The sequence below is a fragment of the Microbacterium sp. NPDC019599 genome (assembly GCF_040632175.1).
Taxonomy (GTDB): domain Bacteria; phylum Actinomycetota; class Actinomycetes; order Actinomycetales; family Microbacteriaceae; genus Microbacterium.
In genome coordinates this window covers 71,900-97,945 of sequence record NZ_JBEYBL010000002.1, presented here as the reverse complement: position 1 = coordinate 97,945, position 26,046 = coordinate 71,900, and the positions used below count along the sequence as shown (strand labels likewise).

The 26,046-nt window shown below is 66.8% G+C and carries 24 protein-coding genes; 19 read left to right on the top strand and 5 right to left on the bottom strand.

Going from position 1 to position 26,046, the window contains the following annotated elements; translation table 11 throughout:
* The first annotated feature begins 146 nt into the window (after positions 1–146).
* From ABZ477_RS03915 to ABZ477_RS03905, 3 genes are all read left to right on the top strand, one after another.
* Positions 147–518, top strand: coding sequence for a sulfate permease (locus ABZ477_RS03915; RefSeq protein ID WP_360128198.1), 372 nt, complete (start codon positions 147–149; stop codon positions 516–518).
* An 87-nt stretch (positions 519–605) separates the two neighbouring features.
* On the top strand, positions 606–875 hold the full coding sequence (locus tag ABZ477_RS03910) for a hypothetical protein (RefSeq protein ID WP_360128195.1): 270 nt from the start codon (positions 606–608) through the stop codon (positions 873–875).
* Positions 876–882: 7 nt separating this feature from the next.
* Complete coding sequence (locus ABZ477_RS03905) at positions 883–2,190, top strand: hypothetical protein (RefSeq protein ID WP_360128192.1); 1,308 nt, start codon at positions 883–885, stop codon at positions 2,188–2,190.
* Positions 2,191–2,429: 239 nt separating this feature from the next.
* On the opposite strand, the gene ABZ477_RS03900 is transcribed toward ABZ477_RS03905, so the two are convergent.
* A complete protein-coding gene (locus ABZ477_RS03900) occupies positions 2,430–3,887 on the bottom strand; it encodes an aldehyde dehydrogenase (NADP(+)) (RefSeq protein WP_360128189.1) in 1,458 nt (485 codons plus the stop codon).
* Positions 3,888–3,961: 74 nt separating this feature from the next.
* On the opposite strand from ABZ477_RS03900, the gene ABZ477_RS03895 reads away from it, so the two are divergent.
* The 7 genes from ABZ477_RS03895 to ABZ477_RS03865 all read left to right on the top strand — a co-directional run bounded on the left by ABZ477_RS03895 (position 3,962) and on the right by ABZ477_RS03865 (position 11,067).
* Positions 3,962–4,999 carry a LacI family DNA-binding transcriptional regulator gene (locus ABZ477_RS03895; RefSeq protein ID WP_360128186.1) on the top strand — a complete coding sequence of 346 codons (1,038 nt, stop codon included), beginning with the start codon at positions 3,962–3,964 and terminating at the stop codon, positions 4,997–4,999.
* 88 nt (positions 5,000–5,087) lie between these two features.
* Positions 5,088–6,404: an extracellular solute-binding protein gene (locus ABZ477_RS03890; protein WP_360128183.1), complete on the top strand. Its 1,317-nt coding sequence runs from the start codon at positions 5,088–5,090 to the stop codon at positions 6,402–6,404.
* A 167-nt stretch (positions 6,405–6,571) separates the two neighbouring features.
* A complete protein-coding gene (locus tag ABZ477_RS03885) occupies positions 6,572–7,402 on the top strand; it encodes a sugar ABC transporter permease (RefSeq protein ID WP_360128180.1) in 831 nt (276 codons plus the stop codon).
* Entirely contained in the window at positions 7,399–8,280 is an 882-nt protein-coding gene (locus ABZ477_RS03880; RefSeq protein ID WP_360128177.1) for a carbohydrate ABC transporter permease, read from the top strand. Before ABZ477_RS03885 ends, ABZ477_RS03880 begins: the two co-directional genes overlap by 4 nt.
* Entirely contained in the window at positions 8,277–8,975 is a 699-nt protein-coding gene (locus ABZ477_RS03875) for a ThuA domain-containing protein (protein WP_360128174.1), read from the top strand. The genes ABZ477_RS03880 and ABZ477_RS03875 overlap by 4 nt, the downstream gene beginning before the upstream one ends.
* Positions 8,957–10,129 (top strand): Gfo/Idh/MocA family oxidoreductase, encoded by a 1,173-nt coding sequence (locus ABZ477_RS03870; protein ID WP_360128171.1) that lies wholly within the window; start codon positions 8,957–8,959, stop codon positions 10,127–10,129. Before ABZ477_RS03875 ends, ABZ477_RS03870 begins: the two co-directional genes overlap by 19 nt.
* A complete protein-coding gene (locus ABZ477_RS03865; protein WP_360128168.1) occupies positions 10,126–11,067 on the top strand; it encodes a 5-dehydro-4-deoxyglucarate dehydratase in 942 nt (313 codons plus the stop codon). The genes ABZ477_RS03870 and ABZ477_RS03865 overlap by 4 nt, the downstream gene beginning before the upstream one ends.
* 331 nt (positions 11,068–11,398) lie before the next feature.
* Here the strand turns inward: ABZ477_RS03865 and ABZ477_RS03860 are convergent, their stop codons facing one another.
* Positions 11,399–12,307 carry a CFI-box-CTERM domain-containing protein gene (locus ABZ477_RS03860; protein ID WP_360128165.1) on the bottom strand — a complete coding sequence of 303 codons (909 nt, stop codon included), beginning with the start codon at positions 12,305–12,307 and terminating at the stop codon, positions 11,399–11,401.
* Positions 12,308–12,534: 227 nt separating this feature from the next.
* Between ABZ477_RS03860 and ABZ477_RS03855 the strand changes: the two genes are divergently transcribed.
* From ABZ477_RS03855 to ABZ477_RS03825, 7 genes are all read left to right on the top strand, one after another.
* Complete coding sequence (locus ABZ477_RS03855; RefSeq protein WP_360128162.1) at positions 12,535–12,714, top strand: hypothetical protein; 180 nt, start codon at positions 12,535–12,537, stop codon at positions 12,712–12,714.
* 582 nt (positions 12,715–13,296) lie between these two features.
* On the top strand, positions 13,297–14,742 hold the full coding sequence (locus ABZ477_RS03850; RefSeq protein ID WP_360128159.1) for an APC family permease: 1,446 nt from the start codon (positions 13,297–13,299) through the stop codon (positions 14,740–14,742).
* A 43-nt stretch (positions 14,743–14,785) separates the two neighbouring features.
* The gene (locus tag ABZ477_RS03845) at positions 14,786–15,544 is read left to right on the top strand and encodes a DeoR/GlpR family DNA-binding transcription regulator (protein WP_360128157.1); all 759 of its coding nucleotides are present in this window, start codon (positions 14,786–14,788) and stop codon (positions 15,542–15,544) included.
* 23 nt (positions 15,545–15,567) lie between these two features.
* On the top strand, positions 15,568–17,133 hold the full coding sequence (locus tag ABZ477_RS03840; protein ID WP_360128154.1) for a GMC family oxidoreductase: 1,566 nt from the start codon (positions 15,568–15,570) through the stop codon (positions 17,131–17,133).
* Positions 17,130–18,185, top strand: coding sequence for an SIS domain-containing protein (locus tag ABZ477_RS03835; RefSeq protein ID WP_360128151.1), 1,056 nt, complete (start codon positions 17,130–17,132; stop codon positions 18,183–18,185). Before ABZ477_RS03840 ends, ABZ477_RS03835 begins: the two co-directional genes overlap by 4 nt.
* Entirely contained in the window at positions 18,182–19,120 is a 939-nt protein-coding gene (locus ABZ477_RS03830; protein ID WP_360128148.1) for an ROK family protein, read from the top strand. Before ABZ477_RS03835 ends, ABZ477_RS03830 begins: the two co-directional genes overlap by 4 nt.
* A 54-nt stretch (positions 19,121–19,174) precedes the next feature.
* Positions 19,175–19,852, top strand: a complete 678-nt coding sequence (locus ABZ477_RS03825) for an HAD family phosphatase (protein ID WP_360128145.1) — start codon at positions 19,175–19,177, stop codon at positions 19,850–19,852.
* Between the two features lie 348 nt (positions 19,853–20,200).
* Here the strand turns inward: ABZ477_RS03825 and ABZ477_RS03820 are convergent, their stop codons facing one another.
* Complete coding sequence (locus tag ABZ477_RS03820) at positions 20,201–20,521, bottom strand: hypothetical protein (protein WP_360128142.1); 321 nt, start codon at positions 20,519–20,521, stop codon at positions 20,201–20,203.
* Between the two features lie 694 nt (positions 20,522–21,215).
* On the opposite strand from ABZ477_RS03820, the gene ABZ477_RS03815 reads away from it, so the two are divergent.
* Positions 21,216–21,824 carry a hypothetical protein gene (locus ABZ477_RS03815; RefSeq protein WP_360128139.1) on the top strand — a complete coding sequence of 203 codons (609 nt, stop codon included), beginning with the start codon at positions 21,216–21,218 and terminating at the stop codon, positions 21,822–21,824.
* A 221-nt stretch (positions 21,825–22,045) separates the two neighbouring features.
* Here ABZ477_RS03815 and ABZ477_RS03810 read toward each other — a convergent pair whose 3' ends face one another.
* Both ABZ477_RS03810 and ABZ477_RS03805 read right to left on the bottom strand, forming a co-directional pair.
* Positions 22,046–23,818 carry a glycoside hydrolase family 3 N-terminal domain-containing protein gene (locus ABZ477_RS03810; RefSeq protein ID WP_360128136.1) on the bottom strand — a complete coding sequence of 591 codons (1,773 nt, stop codon included), beginning with the start codon at positions 23,816–23,818 and terminating at the stop codon, positions 22,046–22,048.
* A gap of 80 nt (positions 23,819–23,898) precedes the next feature.
* The gene (locus ABZ477_RS03805; RefSeq protein ID WP_360128133.1) at positions 23,899–25,218 is read right to left on the bottom strand and encodes an MFS transporter; all 1,320 of its coding nucleotides are present in this window, start codon (positions 25,216–25,218) and stop codon (positions 23,899–23,901) included.
* A 114-nt stretch (positions 25,219–25,332) separates the two neighbouring features.
* Here ABZ477_RS03805 and ABZ477_RS03800 point away from each other — a divergent pair, with 114 nt between their 5' ends.
* Positions 25,333–26,001 carry a TetR/AcrR family transcriptional regulator gene (locus tag ABZ477_RS03800; RefSeq protein WP_360128130.1) on the top strand — a complete coding sequence of 223 codons (669 nt, stop codon included), beginning with the start codon at positions 25,333–25,335 and terminating at the stop codon, positions 25,999–26,001.
* Positions 26,002–26,046: the final 45 nt, after the last annotated feature.

Genomic DNA, 26,046 nt, shown 5'->3' with positions numbered 1-26,046 from the left:
TTGTCGGCGCCCAGTTCTACAGTGGGCCCCAGGCAACCTCATATGCATCGTCGCTCGTCGCGCCGATACGACGGCCCACCGGCCAGTCCTTCCAAGTCCTCGTTGCTGAACGCATGGAGGGCAGCCGCATGTTCGGAGCAGTCTGGATGCTCAGCATCCGACTCCGCACGTTCCTGCGTCGGTTCATGCCGACGAACATCCTTCTCGCCGCCATCTTCACTCGGCGCGGTCTCAAGTGGGGCGTGCCCGCAATGTCCATCGCCGTGGTTTACCTGGCGGCTGCGGTGCTGTTCGCTGGACTGGTCGGGCAAGGAGCGCCTGGCTGGCTCAACCTGCTGGTGCTGCTCTGCTTCTGGAACGCGCTCAAGTTCCTCGCGGCCGGGCCGGCGAGTCTCTTCTGCCTGGTACGCGTGCGCATACGTGAAGCACAGATCCGACGCCTGATGCGAGTGGCAGTCATGAGTGAAGGAATCCACCTCGAACGGGCTACTCGGGCACCAGCGCGCGCAATGCACTGATTCCGCCGCTCGCCGCGCGGGGTGAGGTGCGCACCTCCTCTGCGGGCCAGTCTTGTAAAAGGTCGTGCGGAATATCGGAGGTGTCTCATGACCTTGCCCCAGGAGCAGTTCGACGAGCTTTTGCAGCGGACGGCGTTGGCGTCATTGTTCTACTACCCCGAGATCGCCGCGGATGACACCGAGTACAACCTGCAGAACGACATCGAGTACTGTCTCGAGCCCGTGATGGGGCTGGATGCCGATGACCTGGCTGGACTGCGGACGCTTATCGGGCGCGTGATAGCCAATCCGTCGGCTCATCGCGCGGCGCTCATCGAGTTGGTCATCGAACTCGCACCGGAGCCGACCGAAGGGTAGACCAGCGATGGCTGCCGCTCCCGACGACGCCGCACGCGGCGCTGCGCACGGCGAATCGACGGACGCCGCGGCCGAGAAGATGGCCCGAAGGAACGAGCGAAATCGGCAGTACCGCCAGGCGCATCCGGAACGACACGCCGCAGCGACGCGTCGCTGGAAAGAGGCGAACCCGGAGCGGGTGCGTGAGATGAATCGTCGCTGGAAGAGGGAGAACCGCGAAAGGTCGAGGGAGCTCAACCGGGAATCGATGCGCCGATCAGCCGCACGCAAGCGCCGGCTGGCTGACAAGCGGCGCCGCGCCAACGAGGCCTCGCGGCGATGGAAGGAAGCCCATCCCGAACACGTTCGCACCTATCACCGTGAGTGGCAGGCGGCCAACCGGGACAAGGTCAACGAGTATTGCCGGCGCTATCACGCGAAGCACCGGGAGGAGCTCAACGCCCGCGCGACTGCATGGCGTGATTCCGAGCCGGACAAGATGAAGCGTGCCCGCAAGGCCTGGGCGGATCGCAACAAGGAGCGCACGGCCGAGATCCAACGCACGCGGCGCAGCGATCCTGTGAAGTACCGAGCCGATCTAGACGCGAACTCCGCCGCGAAGCGGCTCGCACGCCGACTCGAGCGAGCAGGCCTTCCGCCGAAGCGACTGCATCGCACCGCGGCCCGCGAGAGGAGATCGAACAGTCGCGCCGCTGACGGGTACTTCGCTGATCCAGCGCTTCCCGAGCGTTTGCGCCAGTTCACGGTGTTCACCGTGACCATGACGGACCTTGTCGTCGAGCAAGGCGACCGGATGCTGGACTTCGCGAGGTCATACACTGCTGCGCGAGTCCGCATGGGCCTACCAGTTGTCGACCCAGAGGACATCATGTACGCCCGCGCGGCGCAGGCCGTCGCGGACCGCATGAAGCGCGTCGACCTGTTGACTGGTCGCGAGATCGCTGCCGCCGTGCGGAGCGCCAAATCGGCCCTGGTCACTGCAACCCGCGAGAAGCAGATCAGAGCCCTGATCGATGCCGTGGAAGTTCACCTTGCGAGACATCGCACACGACTCGACGCTGACGCCGACCTTGAGAATGTGGCACGTGGCCGGCGCGGCAAGCCTCGACTCTCCCAGGACTTGCTCCTGATCCGCATCGCGCTCGCAGAGGTACTGGACAAGTCAACCGGCACCTCGCTCGATCCCGCAGTCGGCTCGAACGTCGTCCAGCACGCTGAGCGGGCGCTCCTGGTAGCTGAGCGCGGTCGGCCCCGACCCGACGCGGTGCCAGCGCGACGTCACCCAGAACGGCTGCCCAACTCAGTCGAACGGTAGGGATCCGCTTGCGGGCATGCGTGTGAGAGGCGCGGTCGCCTCACGGCGGAGACCGCCAGTTCGCGATGACTGACATTGATCAGGCCATCGGACGTTCGATCGTTGCTGCGAGGACGATCCCTCCGCCAGCGACCCCAGATGACGACTCGGGCTAGCGCTTTCCACCGGCGCGTGGTGTCGTCCTCGAACGAACTCGAGTCCGGTGCAAACGCGTCTGTCTGGTGCTCAGGGAGATGTGCTCAGCGAAGACCGACCGCCCCGTCCACTCGCCGCGGTATCCCGAGGGGATTTCCATCGCGCAGTTCTGGCGGCAATGCGGCTGTCGGCGCGGATTGGTAGGCAACCGGCCTGAGAAAGCGGCGGATGGCGGTGGGGCCGACAGAAGTGTGGGGTGAAGTCGTTGCTGGCCACGGGCCGCCGTGGTGTTGGGCCCACGTCACTGCGACGCCTGTTGGCCACCCTGCGAACAGGACGCGGCCGGTGATTGCGGTGAGGTGGCGCGCGAGATCCGCGACAGGCTCTCCTGGCTCCGCGTGCAGTGTCGCGGTGAGGCTTCCGCCCAGCCTTGCCGCCAGGTGCAGCGCATCATCGAGAGATGTGTAGCTGACGAGGAGAGTCGTCGGGCCGAACGTCTCTTCGAGCAGTTCTGGATTTGCGGACGCTGTCGCGATGTCGGTCGCGAACACGACACTCGACGCCCCGGCATGGTCTGGCTGACGTGGTGCACCGCCGACTCGGCGGACGCCGGGGGCGACGCTCAGCTTCGCGACCCTCTCCCGGTACGAGGCCTCGATGGAGGCGGTGAGAAGTCGTGCGGAGCCGGACTCGCCGAGGAGTGCGGCAACCTCACCTTCGAAGCGTCCTCCCTCCGGGATGAACACAAGCCCCGGCTTGGTGCAGAACTGGCCATGTCCGAGCTGGAACGACGTCACCAAGCCCGCCGCGAGCTCGACCGAGCGTGCCGCATCGGCCTTCGCGGTGACGAACACGGGGTTGACGCTGCCTAGCTCGCCGTAGAACGGGATCGGATCTGGGCGAGCGGACGCGAGATCGAAGAGGGCCCGCCCGCCCTGCACCGATCCCGTGAAGCCGACCGCCGCGACCTCCGGAGCCGTGACGAGCGCCGTTCCTGCGGCGCGACCCCGAACGAGGCCGAGGATTCCGGCGGGTGCACCGGCGCCCTGGAGCGCAGCGAGAGCGACTTCGGCGGTCCGCGCGGAAAGACTGGGGTGGCCGGAGTGGGCCTTCACGATGACGGGGCAACCTGCGGCGATCGCTGAGGCGGTGTCGCCGCCGAGAACGGAGAAGGCGAAGGGGAAGTTCGACGCGCTGAACACGGCGACGGGTCCCAGCGGTTGGAGCATGCGCCGGAGATCCGGCGTCGGCGGTGTCGCCTCCGGACGCGCGTGGTCGATGATCGCCTCGACATATCCGCCGTCGGCGAGCGTTGCCGCGAACAGTCGCAGCTGGGTCGCCGTTCGCGCCACCTCGCCTTCCAGTCTCGCGACCGTCAGATGGGTCTCCTCGGCTGCGATCGCGACGAGCTCGTCGCGGGAATCCTCGAGCGCGGAGGCCGTCGCTTCCAGCCACACTCCGCGCTCGGCGGCCGAGGCGCTGCGCGTCATATTGAAGGCGGCGAGAGCATCGCGTGCCGCGTTCGTCACCTCTTTGGCCCGTGGGAGTGACGTGGTGGACACCGCCTACCGCCTTTCCGATTTCGATGCGATGACGGCCATTGTGTCAGCCGGATCGGGACACTAGTGTCGCTCGAGTGAACGAAAAGTTTCTCGAGACGTCGCCCACCAAGCCAACGATGCAGGTGATCGCAGAACAGGCGTCGGTGTCGCTGTCGACGGTGTCGAAGGTCCTGAACGGCCGGAAGGGGGTGTCGACCGACACGCGCGAGCGCGTCGAGCAACTGCTCCACGAGCACGGCTACCTCCGCCGCGGCGAGGCGGGGCGAGCCGGCGGACTCATCGAGGTCGTCGTCGAACAGGCGATGTCGAGCATGTGGGCGCTCGAGATCATCCGGGGGGTTGAGTCCGTCGTGCGCCGACACGGTCTCAATGTCGTCCTGTCGCAGACCGAGGCACGCCACGATCCCGGCTCGGCGTGGATCTCGGGAGTCGCGCAGCGCAGGCCGGTCGCGGTCATCCTCGTGCTGACGGATCTGTCGGCCGAGCACAAACGCCGGCTGTCGACACGCAACATACCCTTCGTGCTGATCGACCCGGCGGGCTCACCCGACCCCGATGTCCCCTCGGTCGGAGCGACGAACTGGGCGGGTGGCGTCGCCGCAGCCGAGTACCTCATCGGGCTCGGCCACCGCGACATCGGCATGATCACGGGGCCGTCCGACATGATGTGCACCCACGCCCGACTGTCGGGCTTCCGGCATGCGATGGAAGCCGCCGGCCTGCCCATCGGCCCCGGACGAATCGTCCAGGGCGACTTCACCCGCGACTCGGGCGTCGCCGCGGGCCTGCAGCTGCTCGATCGACCCGACAGGCCCACGGCGATCTTCGCCTCGAACGACATGGAGGCCGTCGGCGTCTACGAAGCCGCCCGCCGCACGGGGCTCTCGATCCCCGGAGACCTCTCCGTTGTGGGGTTCGACGACATCAGCCTGGCCGACTGGATCGCGCCGGGGCTGACCACAATCAAGCAGCCGCTCGCGCAGATGGCGGCCGAAGCGGTCGAGCTCGTCCTCCGACCCTCCGCAGCCCCCTATTCGGAGTCTCGCCGAGAGCTTGCGACGACCCTGATCGTGCGTGAGAGCACGGCGCCACCCGCGAAAAGTTTCCAATGAGGATGCGAACACTTGCGCACCGATTGCGCGACCTCATAGTTTCACCGAGCGGCCAATGACGCCGATCCACCCGAACGAAGGAGCAAGGATGCTTCGCACATCTACCTCGTCCCGAGGAGCCCGCCGGGCTGCTCGCGCCATCGCCGCAACCGCCGCTCTCGGCGCCGCTGTCCTGCTCGCTTCCTGCGCGAGCGGCGGAGGGGGAGGCGGCTCCCAGGCGGTCGCCCTCTGGGGGATCACCTCCGACCAGGAGATCATCGAGCCGTCGGTCGCCGACTGGAACACCGCCAACCCTGAGCAGCCGATCGAGGCGAGCTTTTTCGAGGGCGAGGCGTACAAGACGAAGATCCGAACCGCGATCGGTGCCGGCGCCGGTCCCACGATCATCTACAACAAGGGCGGCGGGACCCTCGCGTCGTATGTCGACGCCGACAAGGTCATCGACCTCACCGAAGCCCTCGGCGACGACGTCGACCGCTTCCTGCCCTTCGCACTCGACCCGGTGACCTTCGACGGCGCTGTCTACGCGGTGCCGATGAAGGCGGTCGCACCCGTCGTCATCTACTACAACGAGGACGTCATGGACGCCGCGGGCGTCGAGCCGCCGCGCACGTGGGACGAGCTGCTGGACGCCGTCGAGGATCTCCGGGCGGCTGGCGTCGCGCCGTTCGCTCTCGCCGGCGCGGCCAAGTGGCCCGAACTCATGTGGCTCGAGTACCTCGCCGACCGCATCGGCGGGCCGGAAGTGTTCAACCGCATCCTCGCGGGCGAAGACGACGCCTGGTCCGACCCCGCGATCCTCGAGGCGAACACGATGATCCAGGATTTGGTGCGCGCGGGCGGCTTCGCAGAAGGCTTCGCCTCCGTCACGACGGACTCCAGTGCCGACGCAGCGCTCGTCTACACGGGCAAGGCGGCCATGCTGCTGCAGGGCACATGGGTGAACAATACCTTCCGCGAGCAGGCTCCGGACTTCGCCGAGTCGTCGCTCGGCTACCTCACGTTCCCGACGGTCGAGGGCGGGATCGGCGACCCCGCCAACATCGTCGGCAACCCGACCAGCTACTTCTCCATCTCGGCGGATGCCAGCGAGGCCGAGCAGGAGACCGCGATCGACTACCTGCGGACGGGCCTGTGGAACGACACGTACGTCGATCGGCTCATCGCCGCGAACCAGGTTCCCCCGCTCGCCGGCATCGGCGACGCGATCGCGGAAGCACCCGACGCGGAGTTCGGCGCCCTCGTCTACGAGCTCATCAGCGCAGCCCCGAGCTTCCAGATGTCGTGGGACCAGGCGCTCGAGCCCGCTCAGGCGCAGGAGATGCTGACGAACCTCGACCGGCTCTTCAACCTCCAGATCACGCCGAAGGAGTTCTCCGACGCCATGAACGAGACGCTCGACTGATGACCACCACTGCTCATCGCCCTGCGGAGACGGCGGCAGCCGTCTCCGCGGGGCGGGTCCCTCCCGCCGGCACCGCTTCGGCCGCAGCCGGCGATCGTCCCTCCCCCCCGACCCGACGCCGCACCCTTGCTGACGATCGCCCCAGCGCGCTGCTCATGCTCCCCGCGGTGGCACTCTTCGCGTTCTTCGCGGTCGCGCCGCTCGGCGTCGCGTTCTACTTGAGCTTCACCGATTGGAACGCGATCTCCGCGCCCACGTGGATCGGGATCGACAACTGGGTGCGCATCCTGACAGGCGAGAACTTCCGCAACGGACTGATCCTCAGCCTGCAGGTCATCGTCGTATCGTGGCTCGTGCAGACCCCCATCAGCCTGCTGCTGGGCGTGTTCACGGCGGGGCCTCAGCGATATCGGGCCGGGCTCGCCGCCATCTACTTCCTCCCGCTCATCCTCTCGTCGGCGGCGACGGCCCTCGCCTTCAAGGCGATCCTCGACCCCAACTTCGGCCTGGGGTCCGTGCCCGGGTTCGACCTCCTCCGTCAGGACTGGCTCGGCAACCCGCAGCTGATCTTCGTGACGGTGGTCTTCATCATCGCCTGGCAGTTCGTGCCGTTCCACGCACTGCTCTACCAGGCCGGCGTGCGGCAGATTCCGGCTTCCCTCTACGAAGCCGCCGAACTCGACGGCGCCGGCCGCGTGAAGGCCTTCTGGCACGTCACGCTGCCGCAGCTGCGCCACACGATCGTCACGTCGTCGACGATCATGCTCGTCGGCTCGCTGACCTACTTCGATGTGATCTTCGTGCTCACGGGAGGAGTGCCGGGCTACGGCATCCGGATTCTCCCCATCGACATGTATCTAACCGGTTTCGCCGCCAACGACATGGGCGGCGCGAGCGTGCTCGCCATGGTGCTTGTCGTCCTCGGGCTCCTCATCGCCCTCGGGATCACCCGGCTGAGCGGCTTCGCCCGCATGAAGAGCGAGCAGGAGGGAGCATGAGCGCCACCACCCAGCTGCGGGCCGTGACAGGAGGCCGCACGCCCCGACGCGCTCGCGCCGGCGTCCGCCGGCCCAATGTTCTCGGCGCTCTCGGCGGATACGCCTGGCTGCTCCTCATCGTAATCCCGGTGTACTACATCGTGATCACGAGCCTGCGTCGCCAGGAGGGCTTCTTCAGCGAGAATCAGCTCCTACCACCGGCGAATCCGACGCTCGACGCGTACGCACTCGTTCTGCAGGGCGACTTCGCCCTGTATCTCATCAACAGCGTCATCGTAACGGTGGTGACGGTCGGAGTCACGGTCGCGGCATCCCTCATGGCCGCGTTCGTGATCGTCCGCTCGACGCACTGGACGGCCCGTGCGTCATTCGCACTACTGCTCATGGGGCTCGCGATTCCTCTGCAGGCGACGATCGTGCCGCTGTTCTTCATGCTCAGCCAGGTGGGACTCTACGACAGCCTCGCTGCCGTCATCCTCCCGTCCATCGGCTTCGCCGTGCCGATCACGGTCCTCATCCTCGTCAACTTCATCCGTGACATCCCAGCTGAGCTCTTCGACTCGATGAAGGTCGACGGCGCTGGGCAATGGCGGATCCTGTGGTCGCTCGTCGCGCCGCTCGCACGCCCTGCGATCACAACGGTCGCGATCTACGACGCGCTGACCGTCTGGAACGCCTTCCTCTTCCCACTCGTGCTCACTCAGAGCCCGGAGAACCGCGTCCTTCCGCTGGCGCTGTGGACCTTCCAAGGAGAATTCAACGTGAACGTGCCCGGCATCATGGCCGCCGTCGTCCTGTCCACCCTTCCGATCCTCGTCCTGTACATCTTCGGGCGACGCCACATCGTGAGCGGCATGACAGCGGGGTTCGGCAAGTGACCGCGCGGCGTGCACTCATCGTGCGAGGCGGATGGTTCGGCCACGAACCGGTCGACACGACCGAGTTCATGCGCAAATTCCTCGAGAAGCAGGGCTTCTCGGTCGATGTGCACGAGAGCCCCGCCGTCTACGCCGACGCCGACTACATGGCGGGCGTCGACCTGATCGTGCAGGCGGTCACCAAGAGCACGATCGAGAAGGCCGAGCTCGACGGCCTCCGCGCTGCCGTCGCTGCCGGGACAGGTTTCGCCGGCTGGCACGGGGGCATCATCGACTCCTACCGCAACAGCGCCGACTACATGCAGCTCGTCGGCGGCCAGTTCGCGGCGCACCCCGGCTGCGACCCCGCGGACCGCACCGGCGAGCAGTCCGACAACTACCGCCCGCACACGATCGAGATCACCGACCTCGGCCGGAATGATCCGATCATGGCCGGCGTCGACGACTTCGTGATCGATACGGAGCAGTACTGGGTGCTCTCCGACCCCTACATGGAGGTGCTCGCCACGACGACCCAGCCCGTTCGGGAGTGGGATGCCTGGCACGAGCCGGTCACGACGCCGTCTGTGTGGAAGCGGTACTGGGGCCAGGGGCGGGTCTTCGTCTCGACATCCGGCCATCATCTCGACGTTCTCGCGGCCGATCCCGTGCGTACGATCACCGAAAGGGGGCTGCTGTGGGCGGCTCGACACTGACCGACAACCTGACCGGAAGCCACCACGCCCGCAGCGCTCCGCTGCGCGTCGGCATCATCGGCACGGGGGTGATCAGCGGCCAGTACTTCGCAAGCTTCGCACGCCTTCCCGAGGTCGAGGTCGTGGCCGTGGCAGATCTCGACGCGGAGCGCGCACGGACCGTGGCCCGCGAGCACGGCGCCCGCGCGCTGAGCGTCGATGCCCTCCTCGCGGACGATGAGGTGGACCTCGTGCTCAACCTCACCATCCCCGCGGCGCACGCCGAGGTGTCGATGGCGGCTCTCGCGGCTGGCAAGCACGTCTACGTCGAGAAGCCGCTGTGCTCGACCGTCGAAGAAGGAAAGGCGCTCCTTCGTGCTGCAGGTGAGAACGGCCTCCGCCTCGCCGCGGCGCCCGACACGGTCCTCGGCACGGGCATCCAGACGGCGCGCGCCCTCATCGATCGGGGCGAGATCGGTACACCCATCGGCGCATCCGCCAGCTGGTCGTCGCCGGGTCACGAACGGTGGCACCCCGCACCCGACTTCTACTATCGCCCGGGCGGGGGCCCGCTCTTCGACATGGGGCCCTACTACCTCACGACCCTCGTGACGCTGCTCGGGCCCGTCGTGCGCGTTAGCGCGACGTCGCGCCGCTCCGACCGTCCACGCGCCATCGCGACCGGACCCCGCGCGGGGGAGTCCCTCGGCGTCGAGATCGATACCCACATCACGGCGCACGTCGAGCACGCCAGCGGTGCAGTCTCGACATTGATGTTGAGCTTCGAGGTATGGGGATCCCGCCAGCCGCACATCGAGGTGTTCGGCACGGCCGGCACCGTCGCGGTGCCCGACCCCAATCGATTCGACGGCAAGGTCGAACTCCTCGACGACTCCCGTGAGTGGCGGGTCATGGATGACATCGCCGGCTACATCGACTCAGGCAGAGGATTCGGGATCGCCGACCTGGCACGCCGGGCGGCCGCGGGCGAGGATCATCGGGCGTCCGCCGAACTCGCTCTGCACGTCGTCGACATCATGGCGTCGATCGATGAAGCCGCCCGCACGGGCGCTCCCCAGGACCTGACGACCACCGCACCTCGACCCGACATCGTTCCGCTCGAACACATCGGCCTGTTGGAACTTGTTGACGCGGCCCACGGAGGTGCGGCATGACGCTCGCCTTCGAAGGAGTGCTGTTCTTCCCCGTGACGCCGTTCGACGACTCCGGTCGAATCGACGAGGCCGTGCTCGAATCGCACATCCGCTCCGGGGTCGACAACGGCGCGGGCGGCGTGTTCGTCGCGTGCGGGACGGGAGAGTTCCACGCCCTCGATCCTCGCGAGGTGCTGCAGGCCGCTCGCGTCGCCGTGCGTGCGACCGAAGGTCGCGCCCCTGTGCTCATGGGTGTCGGGGGTCCCGTCGCGACGGCGAGCGCGCTCGCTCGAGAGGCACAGGACGTCGGAGTCGACGGGCTTCTTCTCCTCCCGCCGTATCTCGTGGCAGGACCAGGCGATGGCCTCGCCGCATGGGTCGAGGCGATCCTCGCCGCCGGCGACCTGCCGGTTGTGCTCTACAACCGCGGATCCGCCGTGTATCCGCCGGCCATCGTGCGCAGGCTCGCAGCGAATCCGCGCGTGATCGGGTTCAAAGACGGCGTGGGGGACCTCGCCGCCGTCCAGAGGATCGTGAGCGAGGTCACTGCCATCCGGACGCGCTTCCTGTTCTTCAACGGGCTCCTCACCGCCGAACTGAGCCAGGGCGCCTACCGCGGCGTCGGCGTGCCGCTCTACTCCTCGGCCGCCTTCGCGATGGCCCCGGGCGTCGCGACGGCCTTCCACCGCGCGTACCTCGCACACGACGAGGCAGCGCGGCTCGACATCCTGAACCGCTTCTATGTGCCCCTCGTCGCCCTGCGTGACGAAACTCCCGGATTCGGAGTCTCGCTGATCAAGGCAGGGCTGCGGCTGCGCGGAGTGCCGGTCGGGCCGGTTCGCCCGCCGCTCACCGACCCGAATCCGGACCAGCTCGAACGGCTCGCATCGATCCTGGATGTCGGCGACGAACTCGCCCGCGAACACGCGCTACGGACCACCGCTGGCGCCTTCGGTTAACCTCGGGGAACGCGATCGAAGACCCCGCACCGTGCGGGCGCCGCACTACACGCAAGCGGAGAGTGCGTCCCGAGGGATCCGTATCCGTATCCGGGCATTGCCAGGACGAGGTCGGAAGGGCGGGGCCTTGAGCGCATGCGTTGGGCATCCCTCTGCGGGCCGTGCCCCGAAACTGGAGCCTGTGCGGGCGGCCGATCCGAACGCCTGACCGAGTATTCTTCCCGTCAGCGTCTCGACGTGGCAGCGTCGCATCGGAGGGCCGAGCGTCTAGCCGAATCGTCTGAATGCTCCGCGCTTCGAAACTCACCTCTGGCTTTGGCTATGCGGAGCACTAATGGCGATCGCGATAGGCGGCGTCCGAGATCCCCGCGCGCCGCAGGTGCCGCACCAGGGCCTCGAGCGGAGGCCGGAATGTAGCGGCGAACGCGGTGTGGTGACCAACTCGGCGTACCAGATGCGGGCTCATCGCGTAATAGGTGGCAACGAACCTCCTGCCCAGGGGCGTCGTCAACAGACGTTGGTCTCGCCAGCGGCGAAGGACCCGCACCTGTGGGCAGTCGTACGACCCATACACCGCGGTGGCGACATAGCACCCGGAGGATCCCCGGTTCTGCCCAACGATGAACGATTTCACGCCGGACTCAGCGTCGGCGACTACTTGCGCGAAGGCAGCGACCCGCTCAAAGATCACAATCAGGCCGCCATCGCGGATCTCGGCGATGGTCATGCGGGGAGAGATCGCATCGCGGTCGAGCCTTAGGCGGATGCTCATCCTAGAGGCTCCGCCGCGGACACGCGTTTCCACGAGCTTCGCGCCCCGCTGCTCGACCATTCGACGCATCTGCACCCAGGGTGATGAGGAGTCGTCGTCGCGCAAAGCGCGTCGGTCTTCGTCCTCGACAGCCAGATTGCAGAACGCCTCCAACTCGATGACGTCCTTCTTTGCGTTCGGGTAAACGCCCAGCGTTTCGAAGAGCTCGAGCTCGCGCTGCGGACTAAGTAGGTCGCGGATCTCGATCAGCATCGCTAGCGGTTGCGCACCGAACCGCTCGAGACTCATCCAGGTGTCGTTGGTCGCGACAGAACCGTAGGAATCGTCCATCGCCGAGATGTCGCCGCGGACGTAGTCATCGAGGTCCATCGTCCAAACCTCGATGCCCTTGACCCCGCACTGAACGATGAGATTGCTCTCCCACGCGCACGCCGAGCGTTCAAACGGTGGCTGGCGATCGAGGGGCATGTCGACTTCCGCTCTCCAAGGCTCGGCGGACACGGCGTGTGTCCGTTGTCGAACCGTACAGGAGGCCGGCTCTGCACCTGGACCAATTCCGAATCGCTGTGGATAGCTCAGGGCTTCGCCCCTGACCGCAGGGATCCCCTTGCGGACATTGTGCGAATAGGGGACCGTTGCGAGCGTTGCTCTGGGCAACGGAACTCAAGCAGGGACGCCGCCGTATGCTCGCCACCATGGATGATGTCGTCACGGTGAAGGAGCTCATGCGCGAGCTCGGCTACGACGACGACGGGCGAGCCGTTCGCGCCGCCCTGCGCAAGGGTTTCCCGGATCATCCCAAGAACAGTCGATGGGACCCTCTCTCGCCGGCGCAGGTCAGCTTCGTGCGCAGGGGCGTCAGCCAGAAGCGCTGAGGATCCTTCTCCGATCGCGGTACGAAAGCGGGACGTTTCGAGCCTTACGTCCGCGCCAGAGGATGATGCCTACTCGGGCAGTGCCCGAATCCGGGACCCACCGTGTGCGCCTACCTACGTGCCCGCACACTGCGATTGAGCATCGAGTGTGCTGTATCGAGTGCCATACGCGACACGTCCGTTGCCAGCCACCGCAGGTGGCCCGTACGCCGCAACGAGGGACGCATGTCAACAAACAGCCAGGGGCAGTGCGTCCGCGTCCATCCGTCGCGGTGCGCTCTCCTCACTCTTGGAAGATTCCGCCCAGCGCAACTTTTGCGCTCTTCGTCTAGCCACTGTCCGAGCGTCGCGACGATACGGATCAATTGTGACCCCTCGCGTGGCGACAGGGGAGTCCCCTCCCGCTCAGCTGTAGACCGCGAAGGCACGTGCTGAAGAGGCATTCGGGCGGCTGCGCGGGTCTCTAACCAAACACTGGAAGAAACATATCTTGTTCAAACTAACAGTGCGCGTGTAAGGTCGAACGTGCGACGTGTTCGATATGCATCGCATACACAGACCCTCGGTTCGAAGGAGAGCAGGATGTCCCCCACCAACCCCGGCCTCGTGCAGGAAGGTCCGTCCACGGTGACGACCGAACTGCGCACCGGATCCATCGGCCTCGGCGGCACATTGATGCAGTCGATCGCCCAGATCTCACCAACCCTCGGGATCTTCTACACGATCGCCTTCACGACGGGTCAGGCCGGAATCAGCGCACCACTGACCTACCTGGCAGCCTTCCTCGTCTGCCTGCTGATCGCCGTCCCCATGCGCGGACTCGCCAGGCACCTGCCCTCCGCCGGAGGCTTCTACACCTATGTCTCCGCCGGCATCGGCCCCAAGGCCGGATTCATGACCGGTTGGCTGTACGCAATCATGGTGACCGTCGTCCCCGCCGCGCTCGCCGCGTTCACCGGCGCAATCCTCCAGGATGAGCTCGGCGGCAAGTACGGGATCATGATCCCCTGGTGGGTCTACGCGACAGCGATCCTGGTCGTCTGCTTCGCCTGCGCCTACCGCGGGATCGTCATCTCTATCAAGTTCCTCGTCGTCATGACCATCTTCGAGATGCTGGTCGGTCTGGGCCTTGCCGTCGCGGGCCTCATCGCGCCCGGCCCCGGCGGTTTGAACCTTGAGGGTTTCAACCCGGCGAACATCCAGAACGGATCAGGATTCTTCCTCGCCGTCGTGCTGTCCATCTTCGCCTTCACCGGCTTCGAGAGCGCGGCCGCGGTCGGCGAGGAGTCCCGCGACCCGAAGCGGATCGTTCCCCGCGCCATCATCGGATCCCTGGTCCTGATCGGACTGTTCTACGTCTTCACGGCCTGGGGTCTGCAGATCGGGTGGGGCACCGATGACCTCGCGTCGCTCGCGGCATCGCCCACCGCACCGGCATTCGTGCTCGCCGACCGGCTCTTCAACGGTGCGTCGCTGATCATCCTGATCGCGCTCGTGAATTCCGGGCTCGGTGTCTGCATCGCCTGCACCACCAGCGCGACCCGCACGATCTACGGCATCGCGCGCACCGGCGCCCTGCCGTCGGTCTTCGCGAGGGTGCAGCCCAAGTACCGCACGCCGATCGTCGCAGTCTTCGTGCAGTCGGCGATCGCTCTCGTGGTGTGCCTCGGCATCGGATTGCCGCTCGGTCCGTACAACCTCTTCAACATGCTTGGGACGACCGGCACGTTCGTCTACATCCCGATCTTCATCCTGATGAACATCGCCGCGTTCCGCTTCTTCCGCACCCGGCACCCCGAAGAGTTCAGCATCTGGGCCTACGTCGTCGCGCCGATCGTCTCGACTGTCGCACTGGCGCTCATCGCGTACAACAGCCTCGTGCCGCTGCCGGCATTCCCGGTGCTGCTCGCGCCCTTCATTGCGATCACCTACGTCATCCTCGGTGCAGTCGTACTCGTGGGCCGCAACCTGCGGCCGGCGAACCGAGACTGGATGGCGCGCGCCGGCGAACTTCCTGAGGTTGACTGAACACGAGAAGTGTTCCAACGCACAACCAGGAAGGGCATCAACGATGAACGCAGAGACCCGGCAGCAGCAGATCCTCGAGCATCTTGCTCAGCGAGGCGAGGCCAGCATCGCCGAGTTCAGCGCGCGCTTCGACGTCTCGGAGATGACCGTTCGACGCGATGTCAACCAACTGGCCGCTGCGGGCCTCGTCGTGCGCACGCACGGCGGGGCCGCCCCAGCGGCGAGCGGGAGCTTCGAGCCTCCGTTCGCCCTCCGCTCCCGCACGAACAACGAGGCCAAGCGGCGCATCGCGATCGCGGCGGCCCGTGAGGTGATCGACGGGCAGACGATCATCCTGGATGGCGGCTCGACAGGGGTCGCCATCGCGGAGGAGCTCGTCGGCCGGAGCATCACGGTCTGCGCCCTCAACCTGCGGGTGGCCGAGATCCTCGCGTCGGACACCGCGACGCGCGTGATGGTCCCGGCCGGCATCATCCGCACCGGCGAGATGAGCATCGTCGGGTCGGAAGCGGAGGCATCCCTGCGCCGCTACCGATTCGACGCCTACCTGATGACCGCGTCCGCAGTCGACGGGGCGGCCGGATTCACGGAGTGGAACATCGAGGACGCCGCCGTCAAACGTGCCGCGCTCTCGGTGGCACGACGCACGGTCGTCGCGGTTGATGCGTCGAAGTTCGGACGCGAGGCGTTCGCCCGGATCTGCGGCCTCGACGAGGTCGACGTGATGGTCACCGACGACGCCCTCTCCTCACAGCAACGTAACGAGCTCTCGGTCGCGGGGACCGAGATCCTCATCGCATAGATCCCCGCAAGTCAGGAACGACCATGAACACTTCTCACCACTCCCTTCCGAGCCACGTCGACACCCTCGTCATCGGAGGCGGCACCGGTGGCGCCGCCTTCACAGCCGTGCTGGCGGCAGGCAGTGACGAGACCGTCCTGCTCATCGAGGCTGGCACCGACTACGGGCCGTATGCCGACGGCGGGTGGCCGTCGGACATGCTCGACGCGCGGTCTATCCCGCTCTCGCACGACTATGACCTGCACACCGTGCGAACCTCCGGCGAGGGAACGCTGGACCTTCCGCGGGCCCGAATCCTCGGCGGATGCTCGGCGCACAACGGCTGCACAGCCTCGGTCAGTGCCCGCTACGACTACGACGAGTGGGCTCAACTCGGCAACCCGGGGTGGTCCGCCGCCGACGTCGAGCCGCTGCTGGAGTGGGTGCACTCCCAATTCCGTGTCCGCCGGTACACGATGGATGAACTCACCCCGCCGCAGCGGGCCTTCGTGAACGCGGGACTTGCCGCCGGACTCCCGTTCGCCGACGACCTCGATGCCATCGAGGCGGCTGAGGGTATCGGTCCGATGCCGGTGAACGTCGTCGACGGGGTGCGCTGGAACAGTGCATTCGCATTCCTCGACGAGGTGCGCACGCGGCCGAACCTCACGATCGCGGGCGGCACCCGGGTGACGGAGCTCACCTTCGAGGACGGCAGCGTCACCGGTGCCTTCGTAGAGCGAGACGGACAGATCTGGCACGTGTCCGCCACGCGCGTCATCCTGGCCGCCGGCGCATACCACTCGCCTGCGATCCTCCTCCGATCCGGTATCGGCCCGGCCGACGAACTCCGGGACCTCGGCATCGAGGTCGTCGTCGATCGCCCCGGCGTGGGTCGGCACCTGCTCGACCACGAATGCGTGCAGCTCGATTACGCCGGCCGTCCCGGCCTCGTGGATGAGCTCGCCGCCCTCCCGTGGAATCCGGACGAGCAGTCGCTCGGACGCGCTCGCTCCAGCCGCTGCGACGGCGGTCCCTACGACATCCACGTCTTCATGGTCGCGGGGGCGAACAGCGGCCACCCGGGCCTTCCGCCGATCTCACTGTACGGCGGCGCGATGCGCGCACGCTCAGAGGGGGTTGTCACGCTCGGTCCCGACCTCGACATCACGAACCCCGTGATCGACCATCGCTACGGAACCGACCCCGAAGGGTACGACCGGGCGGTGCTGGGGGAGGCCCTCGAGCTCCTCGAGCGCATGGCCCTGCAGCCGGAGCTGGCCGAGATTCTCGGCGAACGTGTCGTCGGGGCAATCGCGAACCCCCTCGACGACATCGTCAACTACTGCCACCCCGCAGGCACCTGCAAAATGGGTCCCTCAAGCGACGAGCTCGCCGTAGTCGATGCCGACGGCCGCGTGCACGGCATCGCTGGCCTCTACGTTGCAGACGCGTCGATAATGCCCACGATCACCCGCGGCAACATCAACCTCCCGACCGCGATGATCGGCACGAACATCGCGCACCGGATGCTGCGCGCCCGCGCAGCCTCCAGCACGGGCGTTGATGCACCCGAGCGTATGGTCGAGGGAATCGAGGTCGCACGATGAGCAGCACGCTCGAGCACGTGCACGAACTGAACCCCTTCGAACGCAACATCCGCGAGCAGTCGGACGCCCTGCGTGCACTGCTGGATGCGGGCGCCGATCCGAGGCTCACCGCCATCGCCAAGCGGCCGTGGGAGCGGGTCGTGCTCACGGGAATGGGCAGCTCGCACTTCGCGGGGCTACCCACCTGGCGCGCACTCGTCGAGGCTGGCGTGTCCGCGTGGAACGTTGATGCCGGCCAGCTGCTCGATACCCCCGGCATCATCACACCCGAGACGCTCGTCATCGCGACCTCGCAGTCGGGTGCGAGCGGCGAAGTGGTCGAGCTCATCGACCGTGCCGCTGCGGGACGCCTTCAGTGGGGCGCGCTCGTGGGGATCGCAGCCGCGCAGGAGAGCCCACTGTCGAACGCGGCCGACCTGTATCTCCCGCTGCACAGCGGCGACGAGGCGACCGTGAGCACAAAGAGCTACCTGAACTCTCTCGCGGTGCACCGACGAGTCGCCGCCGCGTTCGGGTCCACACAAGAAGCGGCCGTCGAGACGCAGATCGCGGAAGCGGCCAACCGGATCGAGCCCCTGCTAGCCCTCGACACGACCCTGCTGGCTCGCGACGCTCTCGCCCACGCCCGGCCGCGGCTCGCGACGGTGGGCTGGGGTGACGACGCCGCGACGGCGCAGTATGCCGCGCTCATCATCAAGGAAGCATCCAAGGTCGCCATCGAAGGGTTCGTGGGAGGCGCATTCCGACACGGACCCTATGAGCTCGCCGGACCCGGCCTTACCGCCGTGCTCTTCGGCGCGTCCGCCGATGACGCCGACGGCCCGCTCGCCCGCATCGCCGGCGACCTGCTCGAGAGTGGGGCGGCGGTCGTGCTGGTCGGCGATCTCGAGCTCGACGGCGCCACGACCCTCCCGACATCCGTCGGCGGCACGCTGGAGGCGCTCGCTGCGCAGTCGGTGGTCGCCGAGTCGCTCGCGGTCGCCGTCGCACGAGCGAACGGCGTCGATCCCGGTGCCTTCGCCTACGGCAGCAAGGTGACGGTCAAGCTGTGAACAGGGCACCCCGACCCGGCTCGGCGGCAGCCGGGTCGGGCCCCGTCCGCGTCGGCATCGACCTCGGTGGTACCGGAACCCGGTTCGTGGCGGTCGACGACGATTCCGTCGTTGTCGCAACGGCGACTTTCGCCACCCCCGTCGATCTCGCACCCGCTGCCGCGCGCTCGTTTCTCGTACGGGAGGCGCGAGCGGTGGCCGCCGGCCGATCGATCAGTGCAGTGGGTATCGGGGCGAGTGGTCCGATCGACCGCGAAGGAGTCATCCGCAACCCCGAGACACTCCCCGCGTTCACCGACGTCGAACTCCTCGCGCCGATTGCGGCCGAGCTCGCGGCGCCCGTGCGCATCGACAACGACGCGGTCACCGCTGCGCTTTACGAGGTGAGTCAAGGGGCGGCGCGCGGATCCACCAGCACCCTCATGGTGACGCTGGGGACGGGGGTCGGTGTCGCGGCGCTGCGAGGCATCGAGCCGGTGCGCGGATCTGACGGGACCCACCCGGAGGCGGGGCATCTCAGCGTCACCGGCGCTCACGCGCCCTGCTACTGCGGACGCCTCGCATGCTGGGAACAGCTCGTATCGCGATCCGCCCTGCAACGCGCCGCAGGCTCCCTATTGCGGGTCGCGAAAGGCACCGCCACGGACATCGATGACGCAGCCGAGCGCGCTCAGCAGGGGAATGCCGATGCAATCGCGATCTTCGACGCATTTGGACGGCACCTGGCCGAGGGCCTCGCCGACCTGCTCACGGTCGTCCGCTCATCGTGCGTCGTCCTCGGCGGAAGCGCCGCCCGATACCAACCGGCATTCGGGCCCGAGCTCAACCGCCGCCTCGCCGAGATCGACCTCTATGGTCCAGTGCCGCCAGTGCGGATCTCATCGGCTGGAGTCTTCGGCGGCGCGATTGGGGCGGCCTACCTCGCCCCCAACTAGCAACGACACGAAGCAACATCGACGAACAGCATCAACCCCCGAGAGGAGCTTTGCATGGCAAGAATGAGATTTCCCGCAGCGGTGCTGTGGGACATGGACGGAACACTCATCGATTCGGAGCCTTCTTGGATTCGTTCCCAATTGCGATTGGTGGCCGAGCACGACGGTGTGTGGACGTGGGAGAACGGGCTGGGTCTCATCGGTGCCGACATGGAAGCAACTGCACAAGCGATGCACGACGCTGGAGTTTTACTCGGCGACGACGAGATCATCGATCGCCTCACCAGAGAAGTGTGCGCCGATCTCACGGACCTGATCGAATGGCGCCCAGGTGCGTATGAGCTCGTCGGAGAACTCGCCGCGCTCGAAATCCCTCAGGCGATTGTTACAACTTCACCGCGCGACATGGCGCTCATCATCGCCGCCAAGCTTCCAGTTGACGCGATCCGATTGATCGTCGCCGGGGAAGACGTCGCTCACGGCAAACCTCACCCCGATCCATATCAAACCGCAGCGCGCCGACTCGGGGTTGACGCCGCCAGATGCGTCGCAATCGAGGACTCGCCGACGGGTCTCGCGTCGGCTGTCGCGGCGGGAACGATAGCAATCGCGGTGCCACACGATGCGGCCATTCCCGACGACCCGCGATACGACATTCTCTCTACTCTCTCCGGACTCACTGCGAAAGACCTCGGACTCCTTGCGTCGACACGAGGGACTACTTCCGGTTGAGACGAAGACGAGCACGAAGGACCAGCGTCAAAGCGTGTCCCCGATGAGCTGGATTGTTTTCAGCACGCGCATGCTCGGAAGCACGGCCCACCCGTGCGATCGCGATCCGTAAACGGGCATCGTCCGGTGAAGGGGCCTGGCGTGCGGCTGGGTGCACGTCCGCGCGCCATGCCCGTGCGTGCGACGCGTGCAAGCAGCCCCCAACCGTGCATGCGGCGGCTCCGATGGATCCGCGTGCTGGCGCCGACTGCGTTGCACGTCATCGCGGTCGGACTGAGAGGCGTGTCGCGAAATCACGGCACTCCTCTCCGAGGGGCATCAGATGTGTACGTCGATCACCGCGCCGCGTTACCGCTTGATGACCGCGAACTGCGTCTTCGAGTCAGAGAAGACGACTGATCGTCCTAAGAGCTCGAAACGTCCACCAAGGGGGCGGCGCTGCAGAAACGCGTCGGTGATCTGGGCGAGGACGTCTGAGAACTCGCGGAGATCGAGGTGCGGGCCACGGTCGCACCCGTATCGGCCGGTGCTCCACACCTCGCCCCAGCAGTTGGTCGAGAAGGCGATAGCGCCGTCGCTGCGGCGCTCTGCGAGACTGCGGATGTAGTCGAGTTCCCAGTCGTCGCAAGCTCGGATCTTCCTGTACTTGTCGGAGAGGGTCTTCTTCATGCTGCTGCCCTGCTCGTGAGGTGGAAGCCAAGGCAGCGAGGGCATTCGTAGCAACGGACCTCCCGACGTCGTGACGGAAGCGATGCTTCCTCAGCCCGCTTGCGAAGCGTCACAACGTCGTGCAGTGCTGAGACAGCTTCGCGGTGGTCGCGGAAGCGCACCTTGCCGCAGCGGTGCGAGATGGGCACGGACACGATCTCTCCTTCGAGTTCGTCTTGTCGGGTTCTATTCAGTTGTTCGATTTGAAGTCGTCGGTGCGTTCGCCGTCTCCTGGGGTCGCCGGTAGACGCACGAAAGCCCCGCATGTAGCGGGGCGGGGTCGAGGCTCCTCGGCGGAGCTCCTGGCAGCATTTCGGCGGCGCGGGGGCCGCGCGCACATAAGAGGAGCTGCCGGACGATGTTTCCGCGAGTAGGCAAGGGGCGTCACTGGCCCCTGTAGGCCCTCGGTACTCGATCGTCTTTTCTTATGGTCCACTACCGGTCGCGTGGACAGACGACCAGTTAGCGTGAACAATATCAAACTCCGACGCCCGCCGATGACAACGACTTCTCATGAAAGCCGGACAGTCGCGCAGGGGCACTGCCCGCGGTGATTCCCATGCGTGCAAGAGCGTTGGCGCCGCCCCACTGAGAGTCCACGATGGTGCGCTGCAAGCGAAAGTGCCCCGGCACGAGCGCGCGCTAATGTGAGCGGATGGAGGACTGGCAGAGTGCGCTGTGGGTCGCCGCAATCGCGGCCGTGTCTGGTTTAGTTGGCGCACTGATCGGCCGCGAGCGGTGGCCTGCGGATCTGCGTGACGCGAAGCGACTCAGCGAGATCGTCGAAAAGATGGAGCCCGAGACGAAAGAACGCGAGCTCGCGGCAATGTACCGCGACGATCTCACCGCCCGATGGATCTTCGGTCGCGTCGCCACTCTCGGCGACGTTCGTCGCGACCTCGGGCTCGCGCTCATCGTCATCGGAAGCGTCACCGTGCTCCTGGGTGGTCTCGGACTTCCCATCGCTGCGTATCTTGGACTTTTCGGCGACGCAGGCAGCGATCCGGGCGCTACTTTCTTCGTCGTGATTCTCGTGGGTGTTGCCTTGTTCGGCCTCGGCATATGGCTGGCCAACTCGTACCTAAACCGGTGGAATAAGTCCTTGACGGATCTAAGAGCGGCGCGTGGTATGCGGCCACCGGTCGATGACTGGGTCAATGAGTTTCGCAAGGGTCAGAAGCGATCGAAGCGGATGCGACCGAGCCTGAGCGGCAAACCGTCTGCTCCATCCCTCAAAGGTGACGCGTTCCCCAACCAGTCGTAGGCCGCGCCGACATAGGTTTCCCGCCGAGCGGGTCATTGATCCATAAACGGGCACTGCCCGACTGGGGGAGGTTGCGGGCGGTTCTGAGCGCGTTCGGTTGCGATCCTCTTACGGGCACTGTGCGGTCGAGCGCGATCTGACGGAGTACCTGAGCACCCACGCACGACAGCAGCCCGCTCCGCTTGCGCGGGGCGGGCTGCTTGCCGGTTCGGGCGTTTGGTTCAGCCCTGGTATCTCAGTCCATGTCCGTATCGGAAGAGGGCGTCGGGCATGTCGAACGGCGTGTCTGACTTGTTGGCTTCGACCGACGCCATCGAGCGGGGGAGGTCGATGGGGAGCTCTCCCTGGGGTTGGGCCTTGCCGAGCAGCACGTCGGCGACGGACTGGTCGGTCGCACCGTACTCCGCGATGATCGCGGCGGCCGCGTCGACGAACGGCGTGAGGATCGCGGGCCGGTCGAGGTTCACGACGATCACGGTCGGCACCGCGGCGCACAGGGCGAGGATCTCGTCGCGTTCGGCATCCGGGTAGTCGAGGCTGCCCGCGTGCATGAACAGCTCGAAGCCGTTCGTGCGCGGTTCGTAGGCGGCGGCGATCCTCAGGACGGCGACGTCGGCGGCGGCGGGGTCGTCGACGATCTCGCAGCCGTCGAACACCGAACCGTCGATGTTCTTCGTGAAGACCTTGAGCCCGGCGGTGAGCGGGAGCGTCGGGGCATCCGCGGTTCCGTTGGTGAGGAGCGTGTGCGCGTGCCGCTGCGCGTCGATGCCGGCCTGCACCATCTCGTCGGTCGCCACGGCGAGCTCCGCCTGCTCGGGGTCGACGTGGCGGTCGTCGAACAGGCCGAGGGTGAACTTCTCGATCAGCACGCGCCGGGCGGACTGGTCGAGGCGCTCCTCGGTGATCAGGCCGTTGCAGACCGCGCCGAGCAGTTCGGAGACGCAGAACTCGCCGCCGAGCTGGTCGCAGCCGGCGTCGAAGATGCGCGCGATGCGCTCCTGCGCCGAGAGGTCCTCGACGCCCCAGGCGCGGGCGGGGAACGGCGCGCCGAACATCTCGACGTCCGAGACGAGGCCGAAGTCGGTGCAGACGATCCCGTCGAATCCGAGTTCGGTGCGCAGCAGGTCGGTGATGATCGCCTTGTTGAACGCGAATCCGACCTCGTCGTACTGCGTGCCCACCGGCATCCCGTAGTACGGCATCATCTGCGAGACGCCGGCCTCGATCGCGGCGATGAAGGGCTTGAGGTGGTCGTCCCAGCGGCCGCCGGGGTAGATCTGCTCCTTGCCGTACGCGAAGTGCGGGTCTTCGCCGTCCTTCTGCGGACCGCCGCCGGGGAAGTGCTTGGCCATCGCCGACACCGATTCGAGCCCGAGCTTCGTGCCCTGCAGGCCGCGGACGTAGGCGGCGCCGAGGCCCGCGACCAGGTCGGGGTCTTCGCCGAAGGTCGCGTTCAGACGCGCCCAGCGCGGTTCGGTCGCGAGGTCGATCTGCGGGTGCAGGGCGAGCCGCAGTCCGACGGCGGTGTATTCGCGGCGGATGATGTCGCCGTACTGCTCGACGAGCTCCTCGGACCGCAGCGCTCCGAATCCGAGGTGTTCGGGCCACTGCGAGAAGACCTTCGCGGCCGCGCTCGCGCCGGGATTGAAGTGGAAGCCGTGGCGCGGATCGGTTCCGAACGTGATCGGGATGCCGAAGCCCGTCCGCGCCGCGATGTCCTGCGACGTGTTGTGCCACTGCGCGAACTCGCGTGCGGAGTCCGCGTCGCCGATCACGTAGATGTGGTTGATCCGCAGCTTCGACACCGTCGACTCCAGCGACGGCGCCGGGAACATCGGGCTGGGCTGGCTGGGGTCGCCGTACACCGAGATGCCGACGAACAGCAGGCCCGCCTTGTCTTCGAGGGGCAGCCGGCTGAGCAGGTCGTCCGCTCGCTGCTCGGGCGAGAGGGTCGGGTCTTGGAACGGGAACCGAGTGTCGGTGACTGTGGTCATGAGGCGCTTGCTTCTTTCTGCTTTTCGGATGCTGGGAGCCGGGGGACCCTGTTCGGTTCAAGGATCCCCCGGGGATTGTGCTACTTGACGCCGCGGATCTTCGTCACCAGGAGTCCGCCGATGATGCCGACGGCGCCCGCGAACGCGAACCACACGGTGTACCCGCCGCCGAACACAGTGCCGCCGATCGGGATGAAGATCGTGCCGGCGAGGAACGGTGCGACCATCGCGGGGAGGGTGTTGGCGATGTTCAGCACTCCGAGGTCCTTGGCCATGTTCTCCTTGTCGGGCAGCACGTCGATGCACATCGCCTGGTCGACACCGAAGAACAGGCCCGCACCCACGCCGAGGATGGCTTCGGCGACGAGGATCACCGTCAGGCCTCCGTCGCCGGCGAGCGGCGAGAGCGCCACAACGATGACGCCCAGCCCGACGAGGACGCCGCCGACGGTGACGAAGGGCTTGCGGCGGTTCGCCTTGTCGGACCACTTGCCCGCGACCACCGACACGACGACCATCGCTGCGACCTGGATCATCGTGCAGGTGAGGTTGAAGGCGAGCTGCGCGGGGACATCGAGGCCGTACTGCGTGCCTACGAACAGCGTGAGGAACCCGCCGAGCGCGCCGAAGGCGAACATGATCATGGCCTTGGTCAGCCAGGCCCACCCGAGGTCGCGGTGGGTGCGCGGGTTGAAGTAGAACGTCTTCGCGAACTCCTGCCAGCTGAACTTCTCAGCAGGAGGCGCGGTGCGCACTCGGTCCTTCAGGGTGAAGGCGAACAGCAGGCCGAAGGCCGTGGCGATCACCGCGGGCACGAGGCTGCGCAGGGCGTCGTTGGGCATCGCGTTGAGAATGGCTGCGCCGGTGAGCAGAGCGAGGGGGGTGGCGGTTCCGGCCAGGCCGCTGATGAAGCCGCGGCGCAGGTGGGGCACCTGGTCGGCGACCGAAGCGGTCTCGGGGCCCTGTGCGAAGTTGCTCGCGGTCTGCGCGATGCACCAGACGACGAGGAGCATCCAGACTGCGGGCACGACGCCCACGAGCGCCAGGCTCACGCCGGCGACCAGGACTCCGCCAAGGATCCACGGTCGACGCATGCCGAGCCGGGACGTGGTCCGGTCCGAAAGGCGGCCTGCGAGGGGCTGCGCGATGAGGGCGAAGAGCGAGCCGACGCCCATCACGAGACCCAGGGCGGCGGGCGCTTCCTCAAGACCCACGAGGTTCTGCACGCGGACCGCCAGCCCGCCCATGATCGGGGTGAGGACGCCCAGGAACAGGCCGTACGTCGCGAGCCAGTAGGTCGCTGCGAACCCGCGGGGTTCTCTGGCCGGGGCCTGAGCGACAGACTCTGCGACCGCCGCGCCGACGGTGGTGGGCTCGACGCCCTCGGTGGATGTGGACAACGTGACTCCTTCGTCTCGGGTGCCGGCGCTGTACCGGCTCGAACACAATACCTGCACTAGTGTAGGTTTCTGCAACCAGCAGTCACCGGAGAAAAGAAGGCAGGTGCGCAGGCGATGGCGCGAACCGGCTACGCCAAGGGACGCGAGCGACGGGAGGAGATCCTGAGCGCCGCCGTCACCGCTTTCGCGAACGCCGGCTACTCCGGAGCATCGATCCTCGAGATCGCCGCCGCGTGCAACATCACCCGCGCGGGGCTCATGCACCACTTCAGTTCCAAGGAAGAGCTGCTCATCGCCGTCCTCGACCGCCGTGAGTCGATCGACCGAGAAGTCTTCCGAGCGCACGACTCGAGCCGCCCCGACGGACTCGGCGTCCTGAGGGGCATGGTCGCCCTCGCCCGGCACAACGAAACCGTGCCCGGCCTCGTGCAGCTCTACGTCGTCGTCTCGGCGGAATCCATCTCGCCCGAACACCCCGCCCACGCCTACGTGCACGAGAATTACCGCCGGGTCCGCTCCGGGATCACCTGGGCGCTGCGCGGAGCTCAGCGCGCCGGCATCCTCACCCCTGGCCTCGACCCCGCGGAAGGCGCCGTCCGCCTGCTCGCTCTGGAGGAGGGACTCCAGCGCCAGTGGCTCGACGACCCCGCCGGGATCTCGCTCTCACGCCACCTCGAGGCGGCCGTGAGCGAGATGCTCACGGTGCCACTGTGGGATGAATCTCGCCCCGCCGACCCGGATTCCACTCGAGGCGCGGAGGCGCGGTCCGTTCGGGTCGCCTAATCACGGTCGAACACGATTCTCAACCGCGCATCGCACGAGAGCGGA